Annotated in this window: 16 protein-coding genes, 1 tRNA gene and 1 pseudogene; 10 read left to right on the top strand and 8 right to left on the bottom strand. The window is 43.2% G+C overall.

Annotated elements, in window-relative coordinates; translation table 11 throughout:
• Positions 1 to 7 precede the first annotated feature (7 nt).
• Positions 8 to 616, bottom strand: coding sequence for a hypothetical protein (locus AUJ82_05840; protein ID OIO59419.1), 609 nt, complete (start codon positions 614 to 616; stop codon positions 8 to 10).
• A 189-nt stretch (positions 617 to 805) separates the two neighbouring features.
• Between AUJ82_05840 and AUJ82_05835 the strand changes: the two genes are divergently transcribed.
• The gene (locus tag AUJ82_05835) at positions 806 to 1,735 is read left to right on the top strand and encodes a hypothetical protein (GenBank protein OIO59291.1); all 930 of its coding nucleotides are present in this window, start codon (positions 806 to 808) and stop codon (positions 1,733 to 1,735) included.
• Positions 1,736 to 1,748: 13 nt separating this feature from the next.
• On the opposite strand, the gene AUJ82_05830 is transcribed toward AUJ82_05835, so the two are convergent.
• Together AUJ82_05830 and AUJ82_05825 are read right to left on the bottom strand one after the other, a co-directional pair.
• On the bottom strand, positions 1,749 to 2,906 hold the full coding sequence (locus AUJ82_05830) for a hypothetical protein (protein OIO59290.1): 1,158 nt from the start codon (positions 2,904 to 2,906) through the stop codon (positions 1,749 to 1,751).
• A 109-nt stretch (positions 2,907 to 3,015) separates the two neighbouring features.
• Positions 3,016 to 3,525: a 5-(carboxyamino)imidazole ribonucleotide mutase gene (locus AUJ82_05825; GenBank protein ID OIO59289.1), complete on the bottom strand. Its 510-nt coding sequence runs from the start codon at positions 3,523 to 3,525 to the stop codon at positions 3,016 to 3,018.
• A gap of 176 nt (positions 3,526 to 3,701) precedes the next feature.
• On the opposite strand from AUJ82_05825, the gene AUJ82_05820 reads away from it, so the two are divergent.
• Positions 3,702 to 4,106 carry a hypothetical protein gene (locus AUJ82_05820; GenBank protein OIO59288.1) on the top strand — a complete coding sequence of 135 codons (405 nt, stop codon included), beginning with the start codon at positions 3,702 to 3,704 and terminating at the stop codon, positions 4,104 to 4,106.
• Positions 4,107 to 4,187: 81 nt separating this feature from the next.
• Here the strand turns inward: AUJ82_05820 and AUJ82_05815 are convergent, their stop codons facing one another.
• On the bottom strand, positions 4,188 to 4,463 hold the full coding sequence (locus AUJ82_05815) for a DNA-binding protein (GenBank protein OIO59287.1): 276 nt from the start codon (positions 4,461 to 4,463) through the stop codon (positions 4,188 to 4,190).
• A gap of 493 nt (positions 4,464 to 4,956) precedes the next feature.
• Between AUJ82_05815 and AUJ82_05810 the strand changes: the two genes are divergently transcribed.
• From AUJ82_05810 to AUJ82_05800, 3 genes are read left to right on the top strand one after another with little or no spacing between them, the layout of a single operon-like run.
• Entirely contained in the window at positions 4,957 to 6,720 is a 1,764-nt protein-coding gene (locus AUJ82_05810) for a 2-succinyl-5-enolpyruvyl-6-hydroxy-3-cyclohexene-1-carboxylic-acid synthase (protein ID OIO59418.1), read from the top strand.
• Position 6,721: 1 nt separating this feature from the next.
• Entirely contained in the window at positions 6,722 to 7,549 is an 828-nt protein-coding gene (locus AUJ82_05805) for a 1,4-dihydroxy-2-naphthoyl-CoA synthase (protein OIO59286.1), read from the top strand.
• Positions 7,533 to 8,096, top strand: coding sequence for a hypothetical protein (locus AUJ82_05800; protein ID OIO59285.1), 564 nt, complete (start codon positions 7,533 to 7,535; stop codon positions 8,094 to 8,096). Before AUJ82_05805 ends, AUJ82_05800 begins: the two co-directional genes overlap by 17 nt.
• On the opposite strand, the gene AUJ82_05795 is transcribed toward AUJ82_05800, so the two are convergent.
• Positions 8,093 to 8,680: a hypothetical protein gene (locus AUJ82_05795; protein OIO59284.1), complete on the bottom strand. Its 588-nt coding sequence runs from the start codon at positions 8,678 to 8,680 to the stop codon at positions 8,093 to 8,095. The two genes, AUJ82_05800 and AUJ82_05795, sit on opposite strands and share 4 nt — an antisense overlap.
• A 163-nt stretch (positions 8,681 to 8,843) precedes the next feature.
• Positions 8,844 to 8,920 (bottom strand) — tRNA-Asp (locus AUJ82_05790).
• 247 nt (positions 8,921 to 9,167) lie between these two features.
• Here AUJ82_05790 and AUJ82_05785 point away from each other — a divergent pair.
• Genes AUJ82_05785 through AUJ82_05775 form a run of 3 tightly spaced genes read left to right on the top strand, consistent with a single transcriptional unit; the run spans position 9,168 to position 12,597 of the window.
• Entirely contained in the window at positions 9,168 to 10,583 is a 1,416-nt protein-coding gene (locus AUJ82_05785; GenBank protein OIO59283.1) for a hypothetical protein, read from the top strand.
• Entirely contained in the window at positions 10,580 to 11,161 is a 582-nt protein-coding gene (locus AUJ82_05780) for a dephospho-CoA kinase (GenBank protein OIO59282.1), read from the top strand. The genes AUJ82_05785 and AUJ82_05780 overlap by 4 nt, the downstream gene beginning before the upstream one ends.
• Positions 11,158 to 12,597: a hypothetical protein gene (locus tag AUJ82_05775; protein ID OIO59281.1), complete on the top strand. Its 1,440-nt coding sequence runs from the start codon at positions 11,158 to 11,160 to the stop codon at positions 12,595 to 12,597. Before AUJ82_05780 ends, AUJ82_05775 begins: the two co-directional genes overlap by 4 nt.
• Before the next feature lie 3 nt (positions 12,598 to 12,600).
• Here the strand turns inward: AUJ82_05775 and AUJ82_05770 are convergent, their stop codons facing one another.
• Complete coding sequence (locus AUJ82_05770) at positions 12,601 to 15,363, bottom strand: leucine--tRNA ligase (protein ID OIO59280.1); 2,763 nt, start codon at positions 15,361 to 15,363, stop codon at positions 12,601 to 12,603.
• Positions 15,364 to 15,412: 49 nt separating this feature from the next.
• On the opposite strand from AUJ82_05770, the gene AUJ82_05765 reads away from it, so the two are divergent.
• Both AUJ82_05765 and AUJ82_05760 read left to right on the top strand, forming a co-directional pair.
• On the top strand, positions 15,413 to 16,702 hold the full coding sequence (locus AUJ82_05765; protein OIO59417.1) for a hypothetical protein: 1,290 nt from the start codon (positions 15,413 to 15,415) through the stop codon (positions 16,700 to 16,702).
• Positions 16,703 to 16,818: 116 nt separating this feature from the next.
• Positions 16,819 to 17,001 carry a hypothetical protein gene (locus AUJ82_05760; GenBank protein ID OIO59279.1) on the top strand — a complete coding sequence of 61 codons (183 nt, stop codon included), beginning with the start codon at positions 16,819 to 16,821 and terminating at the stop codon, positions 16,999 to 17,001.
• 523 nt (positions 17,002 to 17,524) lie between these two features.
• Here AUJ82_05760 and AUJ82_05755 read toward each other — a convergent pair.
• Positions 17,525 to 18,045 (bottom strand): annotated as a pseudogene (locus AUJ82_05755) (hypothetical protein).
• Positions 18,046 to 18,659 lie beyond the last annotated feature (614 nt).

The following is an 18,659-nucleotide window of genomic DNA, read 5'->3' as shown; positions in this document are numbered from 1 at the left end:
CAATTTCTTAGAATACCTTTGTGAAGTCGCTGATAATATTTAGCTTTACCAGTGCGATCAAAATAATCTGTACCGCCATGGATGCCAATATAAGACCCGTTAGTCGTCGTATTAGCTTGAGTACGAATGGGTTAAGCCATTTTGCGCCTTTTGCGCATAAACGCAAGATCCAGTAAGTGATGATCATGTTAACGATAATCGAACCATACACAGTGATCGTCTCTGCACTCGAGTTGGACTCGCTTTGCAGTAATATGATGTAGGAAATTGTTGCGGGACCCGCAAGCAATGGGATTGCCAGAGGGGTAATCGCAATATCATGTATGGATGTTGCCTGTCTGCGTTCATCTTGAGATATCTTAGCATCAGACTCTTTTGCGCGAAGCATATCGAACCCGACATAAAATAAAAGGGCTCCGGCTGCGATCATAAATGCGGGTATATCAACGCCCAAGAAGTTAAAGATCATCTGTCCCGTGAAGGCAAAGAAGACAAGTATAAATCCAGCTACCCAACAGGTCGTGCGCACAATTTTGATACGATCTGCTGGCTCCGCATCAGGAGTCATACCTAGGAAAATGGGTATTACAGCTAACGGCGTTAAAACGACAAACATCGTCAATGGCGTTTTGATAAAAAACTCATAAGTCTCTACAAAGCCTTTAAGCTTTGCTAAATATTGTCCAAATAGCCCTACTTCCATGATAAATTTTCTGGTTAATCTGTACATGTCATATTATCTTTGTTACATTGGCAACATCTAAACGTTTCAATACGAGATCACGTTTATAACTTGTTGTATAATATGAGTTTAAGGGTAAAGATTTTCACTTATATTTTGTTTGGTTTGGCCTGTCTGATGCCCGTTGTCTCTCCTGCCATGGCTTTAATACTAGGCACAGTGCTTGGTCTCACATTGGGCAATCCTTGGGGGCAATTCATGTCAAACCTCAGTAAAACAACCCTTAAGATTTCTGTCATAGGCTTGGGCTTTGGGGTTAATATTCACCAAGTTATTACTACAGGTAAGATGGCTATTGGCTATACAGCTGCCGGTATCCTTTTTGCTATGGTTATGGGATACTTCTTGGGCCGCCTATTTAAGACAGAAAAAAATACTTCATTATTGATTTCAACGGGCACTGCGATTTGTGGTGGCAGTGCTATCGCAGCTATGGCCCCAGCGATAAAGGCGAATAACCACGATATCGCGGTCTCTATGGCAACGGTTTTTTTGCTGAATGGGGCAGCACTATTGGTTTTTCCTGTCATTGGCCATTGGTTTGATTTGAGCCAGGAAGCTTTCGGTATTTGGTCTGCGATGGCCATTCACGATACCAGTAGTGTTGTGGGTGCCGCTTCAGGCTATGGTGACACAGCACTCGATATCGGTGTTACTTTCAAACTCACGCGTGCCCTTTGGATCCTTCCTCTCACCTTTATCGTTGCTTCTATTGTTCACGGTAAGGGCAAGGCCGCATTTCCCCTTTTTTTAGTAGGCTTTTTGCTTGCCTCTATAGCGAGTTCTTTTTGGCCGGCTTTGTACCCTTACTGGTACACCCTCACTATGATTTCCAAGCAACTTCTTAGTGTTACGCTTTTCCTGATAGGAGCCTGCGTTACACGAGAGCTTCTCAAACGCGTAGGCCCGCGCCCTCTCTTTCAAGGCATTATCTTGTGGGCTCTGGTGAGTATTCTCAGCCTCTATGCTATTTTACAAGGTTGGATTCATTAAAAACTTTAACAGACTAGTTAAATTTTAAACTCCACAAGAATGAAAGTGCTTCGTTGCGCTTTTGGTTAATTTTTTTCACTAACTCTTCCATTTCTTCCAAAGTCTTTTCAGCGTTTTTTTGCTGTTCTTCGGAAAGCTTATCTTTGTTATTTGAATAGTATTCTTGCACTGATTGCAAGAGTTCTGCTGATTCTAGAATAACGTCAAGGAGGTACCATATCTCTAGGATGCGCTTCCGCATAAGGCTGAATTGTTCTTCGATTACTTGCTTCTCTTCTTTAGATAGTTGATCCTTGTTTTCTTGATAATAGTTTTGGGCAATATCAAAAATCTTTTGGTGTTCTTTTGCTCTTCGGTCGTTGTTTTCAACGGAATGGAAAAGCTTCTCGATCATTTTAGGAACATCTTTGCAGGCAAAAACACATTCTTTTAATAAATTCAGATGCTCAGTTTTTGTATCAAGTATGTCTACTAAGTTAATACGTATCTCGGATTGCAGTTTAATGATCTCATTAGATTGCAGTTTTTGTGCTTGAATCGCAAAATCGATGAGATCTACTCCCAGCATAGCGGCGCTTGGATTACTAACTGATAAACTATAAATCGCTTGTTCAAGGGTGCGGAAAACCTTTTCTGTATTACTCCAAAAAAGTTCGGTTTGGTGCAACATTGCTAAAATAGAGAGTTTCTTATCCCTAAAGAGCTCTTGATCTTTATCATTCCATTCATTTTCATGAAACCATTCCAACAGGTCTTCTAGTGGCTTAGAATTGAATGTATTTCCATGGCCGGTCTCCATAACTTCCTCTAGTCTATGGGAGACAATCTTCATACAGGTCAGCTTGTGATCGGTATCAGTTATATCTCCGTTTTTAAACAAATGCCAGGAATAGGTTAATACGAGACCAAGATCTTCGTTAGTAAAGGCATTTAGCAGGCCTGTTGAGTAGTAGATCTCTTTATCTTTCTTTTGGGGGAGATGAATATCGTCCTTGATGTTTTTTTGGTAGACGAGCTCTCTGTCCTTTAAAGATTTTTTAAGAATACTAAAATTGTCCCATTGCTTTATAAAATTATTAGAAAACTTGAACCCTTCAACAACTTTTTGTGATTCGTAGAACTTTCTTATGTAGTTTATTTTCTGCTTCTTGGTATGAATGTGGGTGTTCATATGCTTCTCTTATAAATGTTTCACAACAAAATATAAGGGAACGCAAATATTCGTCAACGAAACTTTGGGTTCGTTGCACAGCAGTCAATTACAGCTCATGAAAATTATTTTATTTCAATTCTTGAGCCATAGCCTTTTCTGTCTGCTTCTGCCGGAATATGAAGAGTTTTTCTTTTAATGATAGATCTCCCAGAGCCAAGATAGACACAGCGCATAAGGCCGCGTTTATTGCTCCTGCTTTCCCAATCGCAAAGGTTGCTACGGGAACCCCTGCAGGCATCTGTACTGTGGAGTAAAGGGCATCTATGCCATTTAAAGCGCCAGAGGCCAGGGGAACTCCTAGGACTGGCAATGCGGTATTGGCAGCCACGACACCAGCTAGGTGAGCCGCGCAGCCGGCTCCGGCAATAATCATTTTCAGTCCTCTGGATTCCGCATTTTCAGCATACTCAATTGCCAATTTGGGCGTTCGGTGCGCACTAATGACCTTGCATTCATGTGATATACCAAATTTTTCCAGCTTATCAGCCGCATGCTTCATAATTTCCCAGTCGGAGTTGCTGCCCATCACAATCCCTACAATTGCGCCTTTTTCTTCATTTTTATTCGTTGGTGCCATTTAAATTTTTATCTTTAGGGTTGAAAATGAGTCGATTTCACCTCCAAATTGAGGTATTTCACGCTTTCACGCAAGGGTATTAAGGGTATGTGTGGTTATGGAAAAAATACATATATTATTGACTCTTGGGCGTAAAATTGAGATAATTAGGCACAATAGGAATTGTACGAAGAAAAATGAGTAATGTTAATCCAATAGCAGCCGTAGGTAGAACTATACCAGGGGCAAACACTAACCCGGCAGAAGCGCTTTCCAAAGCAGTCGCAAATACTGCTAAGGGCGTTCTCAACGGCCATGAAACGGCTGTTGGTAAACCCACGGCACCTCTTGCAAACCAATCTCTATATGCGAATATGGCTGGCAAGGCTATTGCCATGGCAGAGGCAGTTCGTGTTCATGGAGACAAGCGTATAGAAACAGTAGACAAGAAAAAGAAGAATTCACGAGCGGACGGTTCGGTAAAGCTCGATAAATATATGGAGAAAGTGGAACGAAAATCAGGTGCCCGAAGGCTCGATAAAGATCGTTCAGGCGGAACTTCTTCAGGAATACCTCGCTCCATCATTAACGGGCGAGCATAATTCTTTAGCTCAAACATTTTAAAATGAAAAAAACCTGCTCTTAATAGGGCAGGTTTTTTTGCTATATAAAAGCTTCTGGAATTAAGCAACTTCCTTAAGATTCTTGCCGGCTTTGAAACCAACTGTCTTAGAAGCTTTGATTTTGATTTTCTCACCTGTTTGTGGATTCACACCGTTTCTTGCAGCACGTTTCTTTACTAAGAACGAGCCAAAGCCGGTTAGAGCCACTAGCTTATCTTTTTTAACACCATTCTTGATAGCCTCAAGAACAGCATTCACTGCACGTTCTGCTTCCGCTTTTGTGCAGGCCTTACCCAGTTTTTTTTGTACTTCTTCGATTAATTCACCTTTATTCATAGTTTTATACTCCTTTGTCTTCAGTTAGAGATACTTACGTAACTAAGACATACACTATCCCCCCCAGGGTAGGTCAACGCTAAAATGCATTTTTTTTAATTTTTTTTAATTTTTTTACCTTTTTAAGCCCTTTTCAGGAGCCAATTAGCCGATTTTGCTTTTCTTGAGACCGTTTTTAGCTAACTTTTGCAAGATTTTCCAACGGCTATAAAAGGCTGAATGCGATGCTTTGGTAGTTATGCTTTTTTGGTATTAATGTATTTATTTTTTAAATACAGGTGTGAGATGCTAGTAGTAGTAATGAATTGTGCTAATGAGTTCATGTATAGCTAGTGTGAGCGAATTATTGTTCACGTAGGCATGCGATAATTGTGGTTTGATTATCGTGATCAATTTCCTTAAGGTAACATTCATTTAAATTTGAATGTTAATGATCTCTGCAAAAAAATTTAACACAACGATACTACCTGAATTTGCTTTAACAAATGTTAATATGCTTGCTGCGGGTATTGCCGTGGAAACCTTGTTCCGTTTAGGGGTTAATTCAGCCGTTATTGCCCCTGGTTCCCGTTCGGCTCCTTTCGCTATAGCACTTGCTTCACATAAGGGAATTGAGACGATTCCTGTATTAGATGAACGGTCTGCGGCATTCTTTGCGCTGGGGCTAGCAAAACGCAACAGGCAACCAATCATCCTTCTATGCAGTTCCGGCACAGCAGCAGCGAATTTTTATCCTGCAATAGTTGAGGCAAGTATCAGTAACGTTCCTTTAATTGTAATCACCGCGGATCGCCCTCAAGAAATGAGAGATTGCCGTTCTCGACAAACAATTGATCAGGTAAAACTCTATGCTCATTACCCGCGTTGGCAGCATGAGCTTTCTGTACCTGAGCTTTCCGAAGATTATTTAAAGTACTTACGCCAAACATTATCCCACGCCGTAAATACTGCACTTTGGCCTCACTCTGGCCCTGTCCACATCAACGCGCCTTTTAAGGATCCATTAGAACCCACAGTTGATAAGCGGTGTCAGGCATTTGTGAAATCCGTCAACTTCGCTGATTTCTTCAATCACTTATCGCCTCAACCGGATTATCGTACTCTAATAAGCCCTATTGCCTCTCAGTCTCTTCAAACCGAATTATCCAACTTCAAAAAGGGGATCATTGTTGTTGGCCAGTATCAATGTGTAAAGGCTGAGGATGCTCAAGCATTTGTCCACGCAATTGCTAATATCAGCAAAGCGCTACAATGGCCTGTTTTAGCAGATGCGCATAATTCGCTTCGCAATTTCTCGGAAGAACTTCCGCTATTGATATCAAATTACGATATCGTGTTGCGTAATCCTGAAGTTGCTGAAGAGCTTATTCCTGAGGCGGTGTTAAGTGTAGGCCCGCTGCCAACAAGTAAGGTTCTTAGAAAATGGCTTTCCTCTCAAAATGCGAAAACTTGGGTGTTGGAGGAAAATCCTGTTAATGTTGATGACTTGCATCGCAATGCGACACATCTTCATCTTTCTGCTGAGACATTTGCCAACCTTCTTTCTCAAACTTCGAATGCGTCTTCAGACTATGCCTCTCTTTGGCGGAATGCCGATACAGAAGTCCAACACTTGCTATCAGCGAAATTGAAGCAAACTGATGAGCTCTTTGAAGGTAAATGGGCTTACGAGCTCTCGCAATTACTTCCAGAAAACGCAAATATCTTTATTTCAAGCAGCATGCCGGTGCGTGATTTCGAGTTCTTTTGGCAACCTAATAATCAGAAAATTTTGACTTATTTCAATCGCGGAGCAAACGGCATAGATGGCACACTTTCATCAGCTCTCGGTGTTGCTCATGGAAACCTAAATCCCACAGTCCTCGTAACGGGAGATTTAGCGCTCCTTTACGATACCAATGGTTTTCTGATCAATAATCATTTCCAAGGTCATTTAACCATTCTTCTGATCAACAACAATGGTGGCCGCATATTTGAAAACTTGCCAGTTGCAGCCCATGATGTTTCCTTTGAAAAATTCTTCGCAACGCCTCAGTTTATTTCATTTAAAAATATTTGCACGACTTATAACGTGGACTACCAGTTGTTAGAAAGCTGGGAAATGCTTGAAGATGCCTTGAAAACTTTCCCAAATAAAGGCATAAGATTACTGGAATTACCAACGGATAGCAAACGGGATGTCCCTCATCGCAAGGCTTTGCTAAACGAGGTCAGCCAACAACTCAATTTAATTCAAAACCAAACCTCTGATATTTAATATGGACTGGAAAATTGTACGCGACTTTGAAGACATCATTTACGAAAAGGCTGATGGTATGGCCAAGGTCACCATCAATCGCCCTCACAAGCGCAACGCCTTTCGCCCTCAAACGGTTAATGAATTGATTTTAGCATTTCTAGATGCACGAGAAGATCCCAGCATAGGTGTCATTCTGCTTACCGGTAAAGGCCCGCATGAGGACGGGAAATACGCCTTTTGCTCTGGGGGGGACCAATCCGTACGTGGCCAATCCGGCTATGTAGACGGTCACGGTGTTCCGCGCCTCAATGTCCTGGATCTTCAAAAAATTATCCGCAGTATCCCGAAAGTGGTTATAGCACTTGTAGCAGGTTACGCGATTGGGGGAGGCCATGTCCTCCATGTGATATGTGATCTTACGATCGCCGCAGATAATGCCATTTTTGGCCAGACAGGCCCCAAGGTCGGCAGCTTCGATGGGGGATTTGGTTCCAGTTATTTGGCAAGAATTGTTGGCCAAAAGAAAGCACGTGAAATTTGGTACCTCTGCCGTCAATACAATGCCCAAGAGGCTCTCGATATGGGCTTGGTCAATAAAGTTGTCCCAATTGATCAGCTGGAATCAGAGGGTATTCAATGGGCTCAGGAAATTTTAGAAAAAAGCCCACTTGCTATCCGTTGTGTGAAAGCTGCCATGAATGCGGATTGTGATGGTCAATCGGGTATTCAGGAACTCGCTGGCAATGCTACACTCTTGTTTTACCAGACGGAGGAGGGGTCCGAAGGAAAAAAAGCTTTCTTAGAAAAACGCAAACCCAACTACCGATCTTATGATTGGCTCCCTTAAAAGAGTTGTCAAGGAGCCCTGGATCTGGCGAAATCAGGATCTGCTCAATATCATCTGGGAATACGCCGATAGGGATGAAAAGCTTACTCTCTATCAAGTGAACGAATCTCTGCGCACATTAGTTCATAAAAAATTTCCCCTCATTCTTGTCGATCCATTGTTTACCGTCTGGTTTATTTATTCAGACAGTATGCTATCTCAGAATTTCAATGATTCACCCTATTGCGAAAATCTTATTTCTCGCAAAATAACCCGCATCCAATTCCTCCAATACCACGAAGGCGATATTATCAAATTCAAGCAGCGTCTCCTGAAAAAAGACTGTATTTTTATTTCCGATATCAAAGCAACGCTAGGCTGGGAAGCGAAAGCAGATTTTAATGCAAAGTACATTACTCCAAAAGCTATGCGCGGCATAATTCAGCGTTACAAAGATAATAAAGACCTGGATCCTACCATAATAGCCATTAAAGATAGATACAACCTATCTAACGAGTGGGCTCATTGGCTGAAATGGTTTAAAGACGGTATCTATACAACTGTCTAGTATTTATTGTCTACAAGCACGCACTGCATTCCTGCTCTTTTAGCGGCTTGAATGCCTAATTCGCTATCCTCAAAAACGAGACATTTACACGGATCCACCGCCATTCTGATTGCCGCTAATAAAAACAAATCTGGCGCGGGTTTACTTCGGATAACGTCATCCTGTGTAACTACTATTTTAAAAATGTCTGTTACGTGAATAGCGCTTAACGTTTCTCTTACATGTTCTCTATGGCCTCCGGAAGCAACGCTTACGGGCTGGTTTTGGCTCAGCATGCGGGCAACCTCCACGACCTCTTCATTCGGCTTAATCTCGTGGTGGTTCTCTCGTACCAAATCTGCCTGATCCGCTACAACAACGATAGGGTCTAAATTATCATTAAACTGTCGGTTCAATTCTTCAACGGTATGATGAAGACCCATACCTGCCATTGCTCGAAACATTTCCCAAGTAAATTCAAATTTCGCGTGGTGTTTCTTAAAAACCCGCTGCCATGCCAGAAAATGTACAGGCATGGAAATGGCAAGCGTACCATCGCAATCAAAAATATATCCTTCAAAATTACCTTTTGGAATCGTAACCATATTAAACAAGGGTAGGGGGCTTTAATGCATTATACCCGAAAATAGTTCAGAAAGACAATGCTCTGTTTCTAAGAAACATAAAGAGCTAGAATAGACGTTAACGAAAAGCGTACAAACAGATCCCGTTTTCTTTTCTCTCTCATATTGACCTGTGTCAATAAAATGGCGGGATAGACGGGACTCGAACCCGCGGCCTCCTGCGTGACAGGCAGGCGCTCTAACCAACTGAGCTACTACCCCGCTCGTAAGACATGAACTATCTCCAAATTCACCCAATTTGTCAATAGAATTTGCCGTAAAAAATACTTTTTTAGCATGAGCTTCAGTAGTGTATTGTATTCAATGTCTTAGGTTATCTTGTTTTTTTCGAAAAATAAGATAACCTAACGCCTAAAGGACTTTTCTATTATCTCGGACAATAAAAATAACTACAATTTTCTTAATTTTATGAATCGAAAATTTGCTTCATTTCGCCCAAACTGACTTCATGCGTATTTACTTTTTGGGAATCTGTGGCTCGGCTATGGGTAACGTTGCTCTGCTCATGCGCTCCCTCGGGCATGAGGTTATCGGGGCGGACACTGGCATTTACCCCCCGATGTCCGATAATTTAATTAAAAACAATGTCCAAATCCATGAAGGGTATGATGCCGATCGTTTGGATAAAATTTCCCCAGACTTGATCGTAATCGGTAATGCCCTGTCTCGTGGTAACCCTGAAATAGAGTATATCTTGGAATCACGGAAGTTTCGTTTTATCTCGATGGCCGAACTGCTTTCAGAGCAAATCTTGTCTCAACGCCACAACATAGTCGTGACTGGTACCCATGGCAAAACAACAACAACCGCTCTTGCGGCATTTCTGCTTAACAGCCAAGGCGTAGACGCAGGCTACATGATCGGTGGCATCCCCAAGGATTTCCCTCTGGGATCGGCAATGGGTAGTGCAGCTGCCCCATTTGTTATCGAGGGAGACGAGTACGACACGGCGTTTTTCGATAAAAGAAGCAAGTTCATCCACTACAATCCAAAGATACTGGTTATCAATAATATTGAATTTGATCATGCGGATATTTTTCGTGACCTAATAGATATCAAGCGTTCTTTCACTCACCTGGTGCGTCTTATCCCCAGAAATGGTTACATTCTCTTGAATGGAGATGATGCGAATGTGCTCGAGGTTACTCAAACAACTTACTGTAACACGTTCACGGTTGGTTTTGGAGATCATGATTTGAAGATCTCTGATTTTATCGAACATGCCACAGGTTCCTCATTCCGTTTCATCTGGCAAGGCAAACCCTGGGCGGTCGTAGATTGGAATTTGTCGGGTGCATACAATGCCAGAAACTTGGCAATGGCTGCATTGGCTTCCGCTTTGTCTATTTATCCCAATGACCCGACTCGTTTCCCCATCGATTCCGTAAAGAATTTCAAAGGGGTGAAGCGTCGTCAGGAAGTACTGCATCAAGATGCTAGTCTGGTATTGATAGAAGACTTCGGGCACCATCCAACCGCAATTAAGGAGGTACTTGCTTCCCTTCGTCAAAAATATCCGGATCACCGTATAACTGCCTGCTTCGAACCTCGTAGTAATACCGCCGCTATAAACATTCACCAGGAAGAGCTGGCAAATGCTTTGTCCTCTGCGGACACGGCTTTTATTGCTCCTATACATCGTTTAGAAAGTATTCCCGAAGGCAAACGCTTGAGTACAAAAATGCTTGAAAGCAACCTTAAGAACTGTAGGGCCTTTGTGGATTTTGATTCTCTCTATGATAGTCTCAGAGAACTGGAAAGAAGCCCTGCGAAACAATTAGTCTGCTTCTTTAGCAATGGTACGCTTGGCGGTGTTATGCAAAAATGGACAGAGCAGCTCAACCTCACCCCGCAATCCGTATGATGATCGGCATCACAGGCAACATCGGTTCAGGGAAATCTACTGCAGCACAGTTGTTTGCCAAATATGGTTTCGTCATAATTGATAGTGACAACATTGTCCATGATCTGCTCAGACACGATCCTGAAGTAATTAAAGCGGTAAAATCCCATTTCAGTGCTGCCATACTGAATAGCGAAATGAATATCGATCGAAAAAAATTAGGCGATATTGTTTTTAATAATGAGGAAGATTTGAAGTTCCTGGAACAACTCCTTCATCCTAAAGTGCGCGCGCATTGGCTTGAATTAGCTAAACAAAGCCCGCAGCAGAAGTATATTGTGGAAGTGCCCTTGCTGTTTGAGAAAGGCTACGAAGCCGATTTTGATAAAACAATTTGTGTCATTGCGGATGAAGAATCAACCCACAGCCGCCTCAGTAAAAGGGGATTGAGTGTGTCAGAAATGAATTTGAGGCTCAGTAAATTTTTGTCCATTGATGAAAAGATGAAGCGGGCAGATATTGTGCTCTTCAATAATAGCACGCTGGATATATTGAAGGAGCAAGTAGACTTATGCGTAAATCATATTATCAATAAATGAAAAGCATAGATGATATACTCGATCCTGTCTTGCTCAGACGATTTGATTGCTTCCCGCTCGAATTAAAAGATCAAACACTTTATCTTGCCGTTTCCAAACACTTTGAGCCCGATACGGTCGATACTCTCACTGATTTTACGGGCTACCAAATTGTCACAGAAACCTACCCGGATGAATTTATAGAGGAGAAGCTGCAATCGCTTTCAAAAGATAACACGGCCTCTCAGGTAACTGAATTGAGTGAGCCCCTCGCGTTTTTTAGAGACATCAAAAACCCGATTGAGCATTATCTGCAGTCTGTTATTCATGCCGCAATTCGTAAATTTGCTTCGGATATTCATTTCGAACCACAAGCACACACGTTTCAAATTCGGTTTCGTAAAGATGGTATCATGAGTATCTATCAAGAACCGGATAAACACTTGGCCACTCCCGTTATATCCCGGCTGAAATTACTTTCCCATGTTAATATAGCTGAAAGAAGAGTGCCTCAAGATGGCCGTTTTGCTTTTTCATATGAAGGCAGAGAATTAGACGTAAGGGCATCGTTTGTGCCCGCTTTGCATGGGGAATCTGCTGTCTTGCGCCTTTTGGACAAAGAGCAACATGAGCGCCTGAACTTGTCTTCTCTCGGTATGGCCGCTCATCATTTAAAATTATTGAGAGATGAACTCGATCGATCGGAGGGGCTTGTGTTGGTAACGGGGCCTACCGGTTCTGGTAAAACAACAACGCTCTATGCTGCTTTACAAGAACTGAATAAACGCTCTAAGAAAATCATTACTGTTGAAGACCCTGTCGAATATAAGATCTCTGGCGTTAATCAAGTGAGTATCGTTCCCAAGGTTAATAGAACATTTGAACGAAGTTTAAGGGCTATTTTGCGGCAATCTCCTGATGTTATCATGATTGGGGAAATTCGAGATACGGAAACGGCAAATATTACAATTGAGGCCTCGCTTACCGGGCATCTTGTGCTCAGTACGCTCCATACGAACGATGCTCCGAGTGCGATCATGCGTTTGGTGGATCTTGGCGCACAGTCGTTTTTAATAGACACTGCCCTGAGCTTAATCATTTCGCAACGTTTGGTGCGTGTGGTTTGCAGCGAATGTGTCGAATTTGTCCCGGCGGGGGAGTACGAAAAGCTTTTGCTTGGGCAGTTAGGTAAAAGTTTTGAAATACCCAAAGCCGTGGGTTGTGAAAGTTGCTCCCATACAGGCTATCAGGGGCGTACTGGCATCTTTGAAATGTTAAAAATAGATGACGTGCTGTCTGAAATGATTTATCAACGTAGCTCGTTGAATGATATTTACGATTACTTGAAGGAAACACAGTGGCAAAGCATCCACGCCGATGCCATTGACAAGGTTCTCACAGGCACCACGACGTTAAACGAGATTTTGACAAAAGTGGATCTTCTGGCAGCGACTTGATTTCTATTTTACGACCAAATTGACAATTTTTTCCGGTACGTAAATTTCTTTCACAATCGTCTTCCCCTCCAATACAATAGCAACCTTTTCAAGAGCTTTAACTTTTGCTAAAACATCACCCTGTGCCGTTCCTTTAGTAACGAGTATTTCACCGCGAAGTTTTCCGTTTACTTGTATGATAACTTTAGCTTCGTTACTTTCCAATTTACCAGCTTCAAAGGTTGGCCAAGGCGCATTAACGATACTAGGCTTATTACCTAAGCGTTCCCAAAGTTCTTCAGCAAAGTGGGGAGCAAAGGGTGCAATCAATTGAAGATACTGCTCTGCTGTCTCTTTTGCTATGAATTTTGCCTTTTGTAAGTGGTTGGTGAAGACCATCATCTGAGAGATTGCAGTATTGAAGCGCAAAGCTTCTATATCATCCGTTACCTTCTTAATCGTGGCATGTAGCAATTGATCCGTTTCTTCCGATTCTTTTATATTCTCTTGAATCGTTTTATTGATCGCGCCTTCTTGATCAATATAAACTCGCCAGGTTTTGCGTAAGAAACGCACAACGCCTTCAATCCCTTTCGTATTCCAGGGTTTCATCGCTTCTAAAGGTCCTAAGAACATTTCATATAGGCGAAGGGAATCGGCTCCATACTCAGCAATAATTTGATCCGGGTTAACAACGTTCCCTCTGCTTTTTGACATCTTGTAGCAGCGGCCATCTACACGCACGTCCGGATGTCCTTTTAGGACAAAGTGTTCGCCTTTTTTCTCAACCATGTCTTCTGATACACGGCGTGCTTCTAATAATTCTCCGGTACGAGAATCGGTATCATTATCCTGTCTAAATTGATCAGAAACAGGCTCTCCAGAGGCGTTATAATAGGCCGTGTATTCCATTTCACCTAGAATAATGCCTTGGTGAACAAGTCGCTTGAAAGGTTCTTTATCGGAAACAATTCCAAGATCGAATAAAACCTGATGCCAAAAGCGTGCGTATAAGAGGTGAAGCACCGCATGTTCAGCGCCGCCAACGTAGAGATCTGGCATCTTCCAATAATCTTCTAGTTTTTTATCAACCAACCCTTCATTATTCCTTGGGTCTAAGTAGCGTAAATAGTACCAACAGGAACCTGCCCATTGCGGCATTGTATTCGTTTCACGAGTCGCGGCAACCCATGCTTCACCTTCTGGCTTTTGTTGCTCAGAGGAAATGATTTCGCCTGTCTTGAGGTTTACCCAAACGTTTAACCAAGATTCCGCATGCGCAAGCGGGCTTTCACCTGTTCCGGATGGTTTGTAAGACTCCACTTCTGGAAGGAGTAATGGCAACTGCATTCGCGGTAATGGAATCGCATAAAGCACTTTGCCATTTTGCGTGTATTGTACGCTTTCTTTTGGCATGAATTCCTGGAAAGGAGAATCCTTGTATTTGCTTAATTGTTGGAAACTTGCTTCATCAAACCAAATAATGGGGAAAGGTTCGCCCCAGTAGCGCTGGCGGGAGAAGAGCCAATCACGCAGTTTGTAGTTCACCATGAAGCGGCCATGTCCGTTTTTAACTAACGCTTCGGTGATCTGTTTTTTACCTTCCTCTATGCTTAATCCGTCGAATGGACCGGAATGGATCAACTTGCCTTTCGTTGTCTTGAAGGGAATGGTTTGCCCTTCTTCTTCAAGTACTTGAATGACGGGTAAATTGAATTTTTGTGTAAACTCATAATCTCGGTCATCGTGTGCCGGTACGCCCATGACGACACCGGTACCGTAGCTCATCAAAACATAGTCTGCTACCCAAATAGGGATCCGTGCGTTATTAATAGGGTTAATTGCGTAACTTCCGGTGAACTCTCCGCTTTTATCCTTGGCTAAATCAGTTCTATTTAAATCCGATTTGCTCTTGGCTTGCTCAACATACGCGTTTACAGAGGATGCGTGTTCTTTTGTAACAATCTTACTTAAAATAGGATGCTCTGGAGCAACTGCTATATAAGTTGTTCCAAATAGGGTATCGACACGAGTTGTGAAAGCGATAAGTTCTTCTTCGGGCTGGCCATCAATGCTGAAATGGACTTCCGAACCCTCCGAACGCCCTATCCAGGCTATTTGTTGCCGTTTTGTGGATTCCGGCCAATCTAAATCTTCTAGGTCATCTAGTAATCTTTCAGCATAGGCTGTGATGCGCAGTACCCATTGGCGAAGATTTCTGCGTTCAACGGGGTAGTTTCCTCGTTCAGAACGGCCGTCTATGACTTCTTCATTGGCGAGAACAGTAGCGAGCTCCGGGCACCACCAAACAGGCTTTTCATCCACATAGGCCAGGCCTTTTTTAAATAATTGGAGGAATATCCATTGGGTCCATTGGTAATAGTTTGGGTCGGTGGTGTTGATTTCCCGATCCCAATCGAATCCGAAACCAAGGTTCTTGAGCTGTTGCTTAAAGTTCTTTATGTTATCTGCTGTGTTGATCGCTGGGTGGATACCCGTTGATAATGCATGCTGCTCTGCGGGAAGGCCGAAAGCATCCCAGCCCATAGGGTGTAATACATTGTGGCCACTCGCCTTTTTATATCTGCCGATGATGTCTGTTGCGGTATAGCCCTCGGGGTGGCCGATGTGAAGACCGGAACCGGAAGGGTAGGGAAACATGTCTAGGATGTAGTATGTGGGCTTGTTTTCGAAGTCTTTTGCTTGAAACGTCTTTTTATTATCCCAGAAAGATTGCCAATGCTCTTCTATTTTGCGAAAATCGTAGTCAGTACAGTTTGTTGCCATGGTGAATAAGATATTAAGAAGTATAACCCTTACGTCAATCCTCGTCTCGCTGCCTATTTTGGGACTGTTAGGGCAAGATGCTGACCCCGCCTTTCGAAACCTGTTGAACTCGGTGGTTCGTATCGATGTTTGGGAGCGGGATATTAATAATGGTTTTGAGCAAATAAACCGATCCCAGGGCTCTGGGGTGATTGTATCTCAGGAGGGCTACATCTTGACTAACGCCCATGTGGTGAACCCGAACGCGCAGCGTATTGAGGTGACTTTGGCAAACAAACATCGTGTACCGGCTCGGTTTGTCGGATGGGATCATTGGACTGATCTGGCGGTTATTCAGTTGGATGCTGGTGTGGTTGCCGAGCGTGGCGTTACCTTTAGTTTTGCCAATATTGTCGATTCAAAGGGGCTTACATTGGGGGATGCACTTTATGCGGTGGGTACGCCTTATGGGTTAAACAGGACACTTACGAAAGGTATCTTGTCTAACGCGGAACGTTATCTGGAAGGTTATATTACCCCGACGGGATATGAGTCTGGGGATTATAACACGTGGTTGCAGACGGACGCGGCGATTAACCCGGGTAATAGTGGGGGCCCTTTGGTTAGACCGAATGGAGACGTTATTGGTATTAATACGCAGGTGGTGCGTGGGACTACTTTGGGATTTGCGATTCCTTCGAACGTGATTATTCCTGTTTGGGGAGAACTTTTGCGAAACGGTGAAGTGACGCGCAGTTATATTGGGGTGACCCTGAGCCCGTTACAGGATGTTCTTGAGGAGGGCAACATTACGGATCAAGGTGCTTTGATAGCGAATGTGGATTCTGGGTCTCCGGCGTATAATGTGGGGTTGTTGCCTGGGGACATTATTACGAGTATCAACGGGGAACCTGTTGATGGGTATTTTCCGGAGCAGATTCCTGTGATTATGGCCAAGGTTGCGCGTTATCCTGTGGAGTCTCGGCTGGAGCTCGTGGTTCAGCGCGGTCCGGAGAGCTTTGTGAAGGAAGTCGTTACGGAGCGGCTGGAGAGCAGGGTGGGGGCTAAGGAGCTTTTCCCTAAGTGGGGGCTGAGCATCGAGAAGGTTTCGAAGGCTGTGGCACGCGAGAGCAAGCTTGTTGAGAAGACTGGTGTTCGCGTGTTGGGCATGCAGCCCGCACTTCCAGCGAGTAATGCCGGTTTGCGTATTAATGATATTATCTTGAAGGCGAATAATGTTCGACTTCAGGAGTTGCAGGATCTGAAAGGGCTTTATGCGCAATATGAAGCAGGTGAGATTAGGACTGTTCTGTTCGAGGTGTATCGGCAGGGTACTATTGCTTATATTGTGTTGCAGTAAAGTTGCCTTTCGAGATGGCTTGCGGTTTATCGGTAACGTTTGCCTTTGTTGTGTTTATGGGAACCTTGGGGCTGTGCTGAGAATTGAGTGTGTATAGACTGGCACCTCATGGCCTGATGTTTCAAGAAGGAATATTTTGCAATTTTATGCTCAGACGAGGATCTAAAACCTCCGCGACCGTGGCATTAGCAACCGTCTTGCATCGATCAGGATTCGGCGTGAGAGGGGATTGGGACGCTATGGCGGGTGGGATATTCCCGGTGAAGCGTGTGAGTGATTGCATTGATTTTGGTTCATAGGAAATGAGTGAGTTTTAGGATGTTGGTTTTTGGGGGTGAGGGATAAAGTCTCCTGGCGCGAGCGGAGCGAGCGGCGGGGTTGGGGTTGTTGAAATATTGTTTAAAAAATTAATTGAGTTATTGCAGATGATGGTTAGGATTACGGATGGAGGGAAAGAGGGGGTGCCCGAGAAGGGGGTTGGATTGTTTTGGGTTTTGATGGTGGTTGGGTTTGATTTAGGCCAATACTATGGTGAAATTTGATTGGCTTTGGTCCTTTTAGGGGCTGATTGCCCGTGTCTCAAGTGCCAGGGTGGGGTTGGTTTTGCGAGAATACGAAGTAACGGTTTTATGTTTAGGTAGTGTGAAGTGGGTGTATTTGCGAAAGGGTACCCTTCTATTATACAGAAGTGTCAAGGGATTTTCCGGGCGATAATTGGGATAATTGGGATGATTGGGATGATTTTTGAAAAAAGTTCATTTATTTTTATTTTAGTGAAAATTCGAGCAGTATAATAACGTAATAAATTCAGAAGCTGTCCTGTTAAACAAGGCGTGCGATAAGGATCCTGAATATAGCGATACGAATGATGTTCTTTGAATAAGAAGTGTTATGCTCGTAGTCCTTACTGAGCCGTCTAAAGTTGCCCAGCCATGCAAAAGTTCTTTCTACGACCTAACGTTTTGCATGTACAACATAAGTGGTCTTTGATTTTTCTGGATACGTCAAAGGGTCTCTTCAGTATAGATTGAGTGTACACTTTTGTGGTACCCTGGTAGCCCTGATCACCGCAAAATCATTGGAGTGAAGGCCATTGCTGGATTGCTTGCGCCGTTACTAGAACCTCAGCTGCGGTATCATGTTTGTTCGCTTCGTGTACTTTTACCGTTAACAAGTTCCCCTGCGTGTCTGTTATGATATGCCGTTTGTGCCCTTTTATTTTTTTTACCCCTGTCATAACCACGGATATTCCCTCGATACACACTTTTTATGCTTTGTGAGTCGATAATTCCATAACTGGGATCCTCTTCCCGTCCGGCTTTCTTGCGTGCTTGCTTTGCCAAGAAAGCTAACGCTTCTTCGCACACCCCTCGCTTGCTCCACCTCCTATAGTGCTCATGCACCGTTTTCTAATTCGGAAAATCTTTCGGTAGCATCCTCCATTGCGCTCCCGTCTTCACAATATACAATATCGCGTTTACGATTTGCCTTTTATCATGCTTGCCTTGGTTGCCCCTGGGGTCGGGTCTCTTAAAATACTCTTTCGCACTCCCTTTCTTTTAGATCACTCGGATAATTCATGCATCCCTATTAAATTCCTATCCTCATTTCTCGCAAGCTCTTCTTTAACAGGACAGCTTCTGAGGGTATTTTTGCCTGTAATTAATCTTAATTTAAAACATTGACAAGTTTACTTTTTTATTGCAAAATACAAGGTATTATTAAATTTTAATTCAATTTTGTTAATTGGTAATGATTACGACTCGAATGACGAGGCAAAAAAGAGTTTAAAAAAGGTAAGTAAAGAGATGTAATGAAGGAGTGGTTCAAGAAACGATCAAATGCTATCATTGCGGGAGTGAAGATGTTGTAAAAAACGGAAAGGCACCGAATGGGAAACAGAAGTACAAGTGCAACGCCTGTGGGAAACAGAGTCGGGAAAACCCGAGTGAAAACG

The sequence above is a fragment of the Verrucomicrobia bacterium CG1_02_43_26 genome, from assembly GCA_001872735.1.
GTDB lineage: Bacteria > Verrucomicrobiota > Verrucomicrobiia > Opitutales > CG1-02-43-26 > CG1-02-43-26.
This window is presented reverse-complemented; position numbering and strand designations above follow the sequence as displayed.

Bases quoted from the DNA above. Each gene is read 5' to 3' on its own strand.
- AUJ82_05840 (OIO59419.1), bottom strand. From the start codon at position 616: ATGTTTGTCGTTTTAACGCCGTTAGCTGTAATACCCATTTTCCTAGGT.
- AUJ82_05835 (OIO59291.1), top strand. From the start codon at position 806: ATGAGTTTAAGGGTAAAGATTTTCACTTATATTTTGTTTGGTTTGGCC.
- AUJ82_05830 (OIO59290.1), bottom strand. From the start codon at position 2,906: ATGAACACCCACATTCATACCAAGAAGCAGAAAATAAACTACATAAGA.
- AUJ82_05825 (OIO59289.1), bottom strand. From the start codon at position 3,525: ATGGCACCAACGAATAAAAATGAAGAAAAAGGCGCAATTGTAGGGATT.
- AUJ82_05820 (OIO59288.1), top strand. From the start codon at position 3,702: ATGAGTAATGTTAATCCAATAGCAGCCGTAGGTAGAACTATACCAGGG.
- AUJ82_05815 (OIO59287.1), bottom strand. From the start codon at position 4,463: ATGAATAAAGGTGAATTAATCGAAGAAGTACAAAAAAAACTGGGTAAG.
- AUJ82_05810 (OIO59418.1), top strand. From the start codon at position 4,957: ATGCTTGCTGCGGGTATTGCCGTGGAAACCTTGTTCCGTTTAGGGGTT.
- AUJ82_05805 (OIO59286.1), top strand. From the start codon at position 6,722: ATGGACTGGAAAATTGTACGCGACTTTGAAGACATCATTTACGAAAAG.
- AUJ82_05800 (OIO59285.1), top strand. From the start codon at position 7,533: ATGATTGGCTCCCTTAAAAGAGTTGTCAAGGAGCCCTGGATCTGGCGA.
- AUJ82_05795 (OIO59284.1), bottom strand. From the start codon at position 8,680: ATGGTTACGATTCCAAAAGGTAATTTTGAAGGATATATTTTTGATTGC.
- AUJ82_05785 (OIO59283.1), top strand. From the start codon at position 9,168: ATGCGTATTTACTTTTTGGGAATCTGTGGCTCGGCTATGGGTAACGTT.
- AUJ82_05780 (OIO59282.1), top strand. From the start codon at position 10,580: ATGATGATCGGCATCACAGGCAACATCGGTTCAGGGAAATCTACTGCA.
- AUJ82_05775 (OIO59281.1), top strand. From the start codon at position 11,158: ATGAAAAGCATAGATGATATACTCGATCCTGTCTTGCTCAGACGATTT.
- AUJ82_05770 (OIO59280.1), bottom strand. From the start codon at position 15,363: ATGGCAACAAACTGTACTGACTACGATTTTCGCAAAATAGAAGAGCAT.
- AUJ82_05760 (OIO59279.1), top strand. From the start codon at position 16,819: ATGTTTCAAGAAGGAATATTTTGCAATTTTATGCTCAGACGAGGATCT.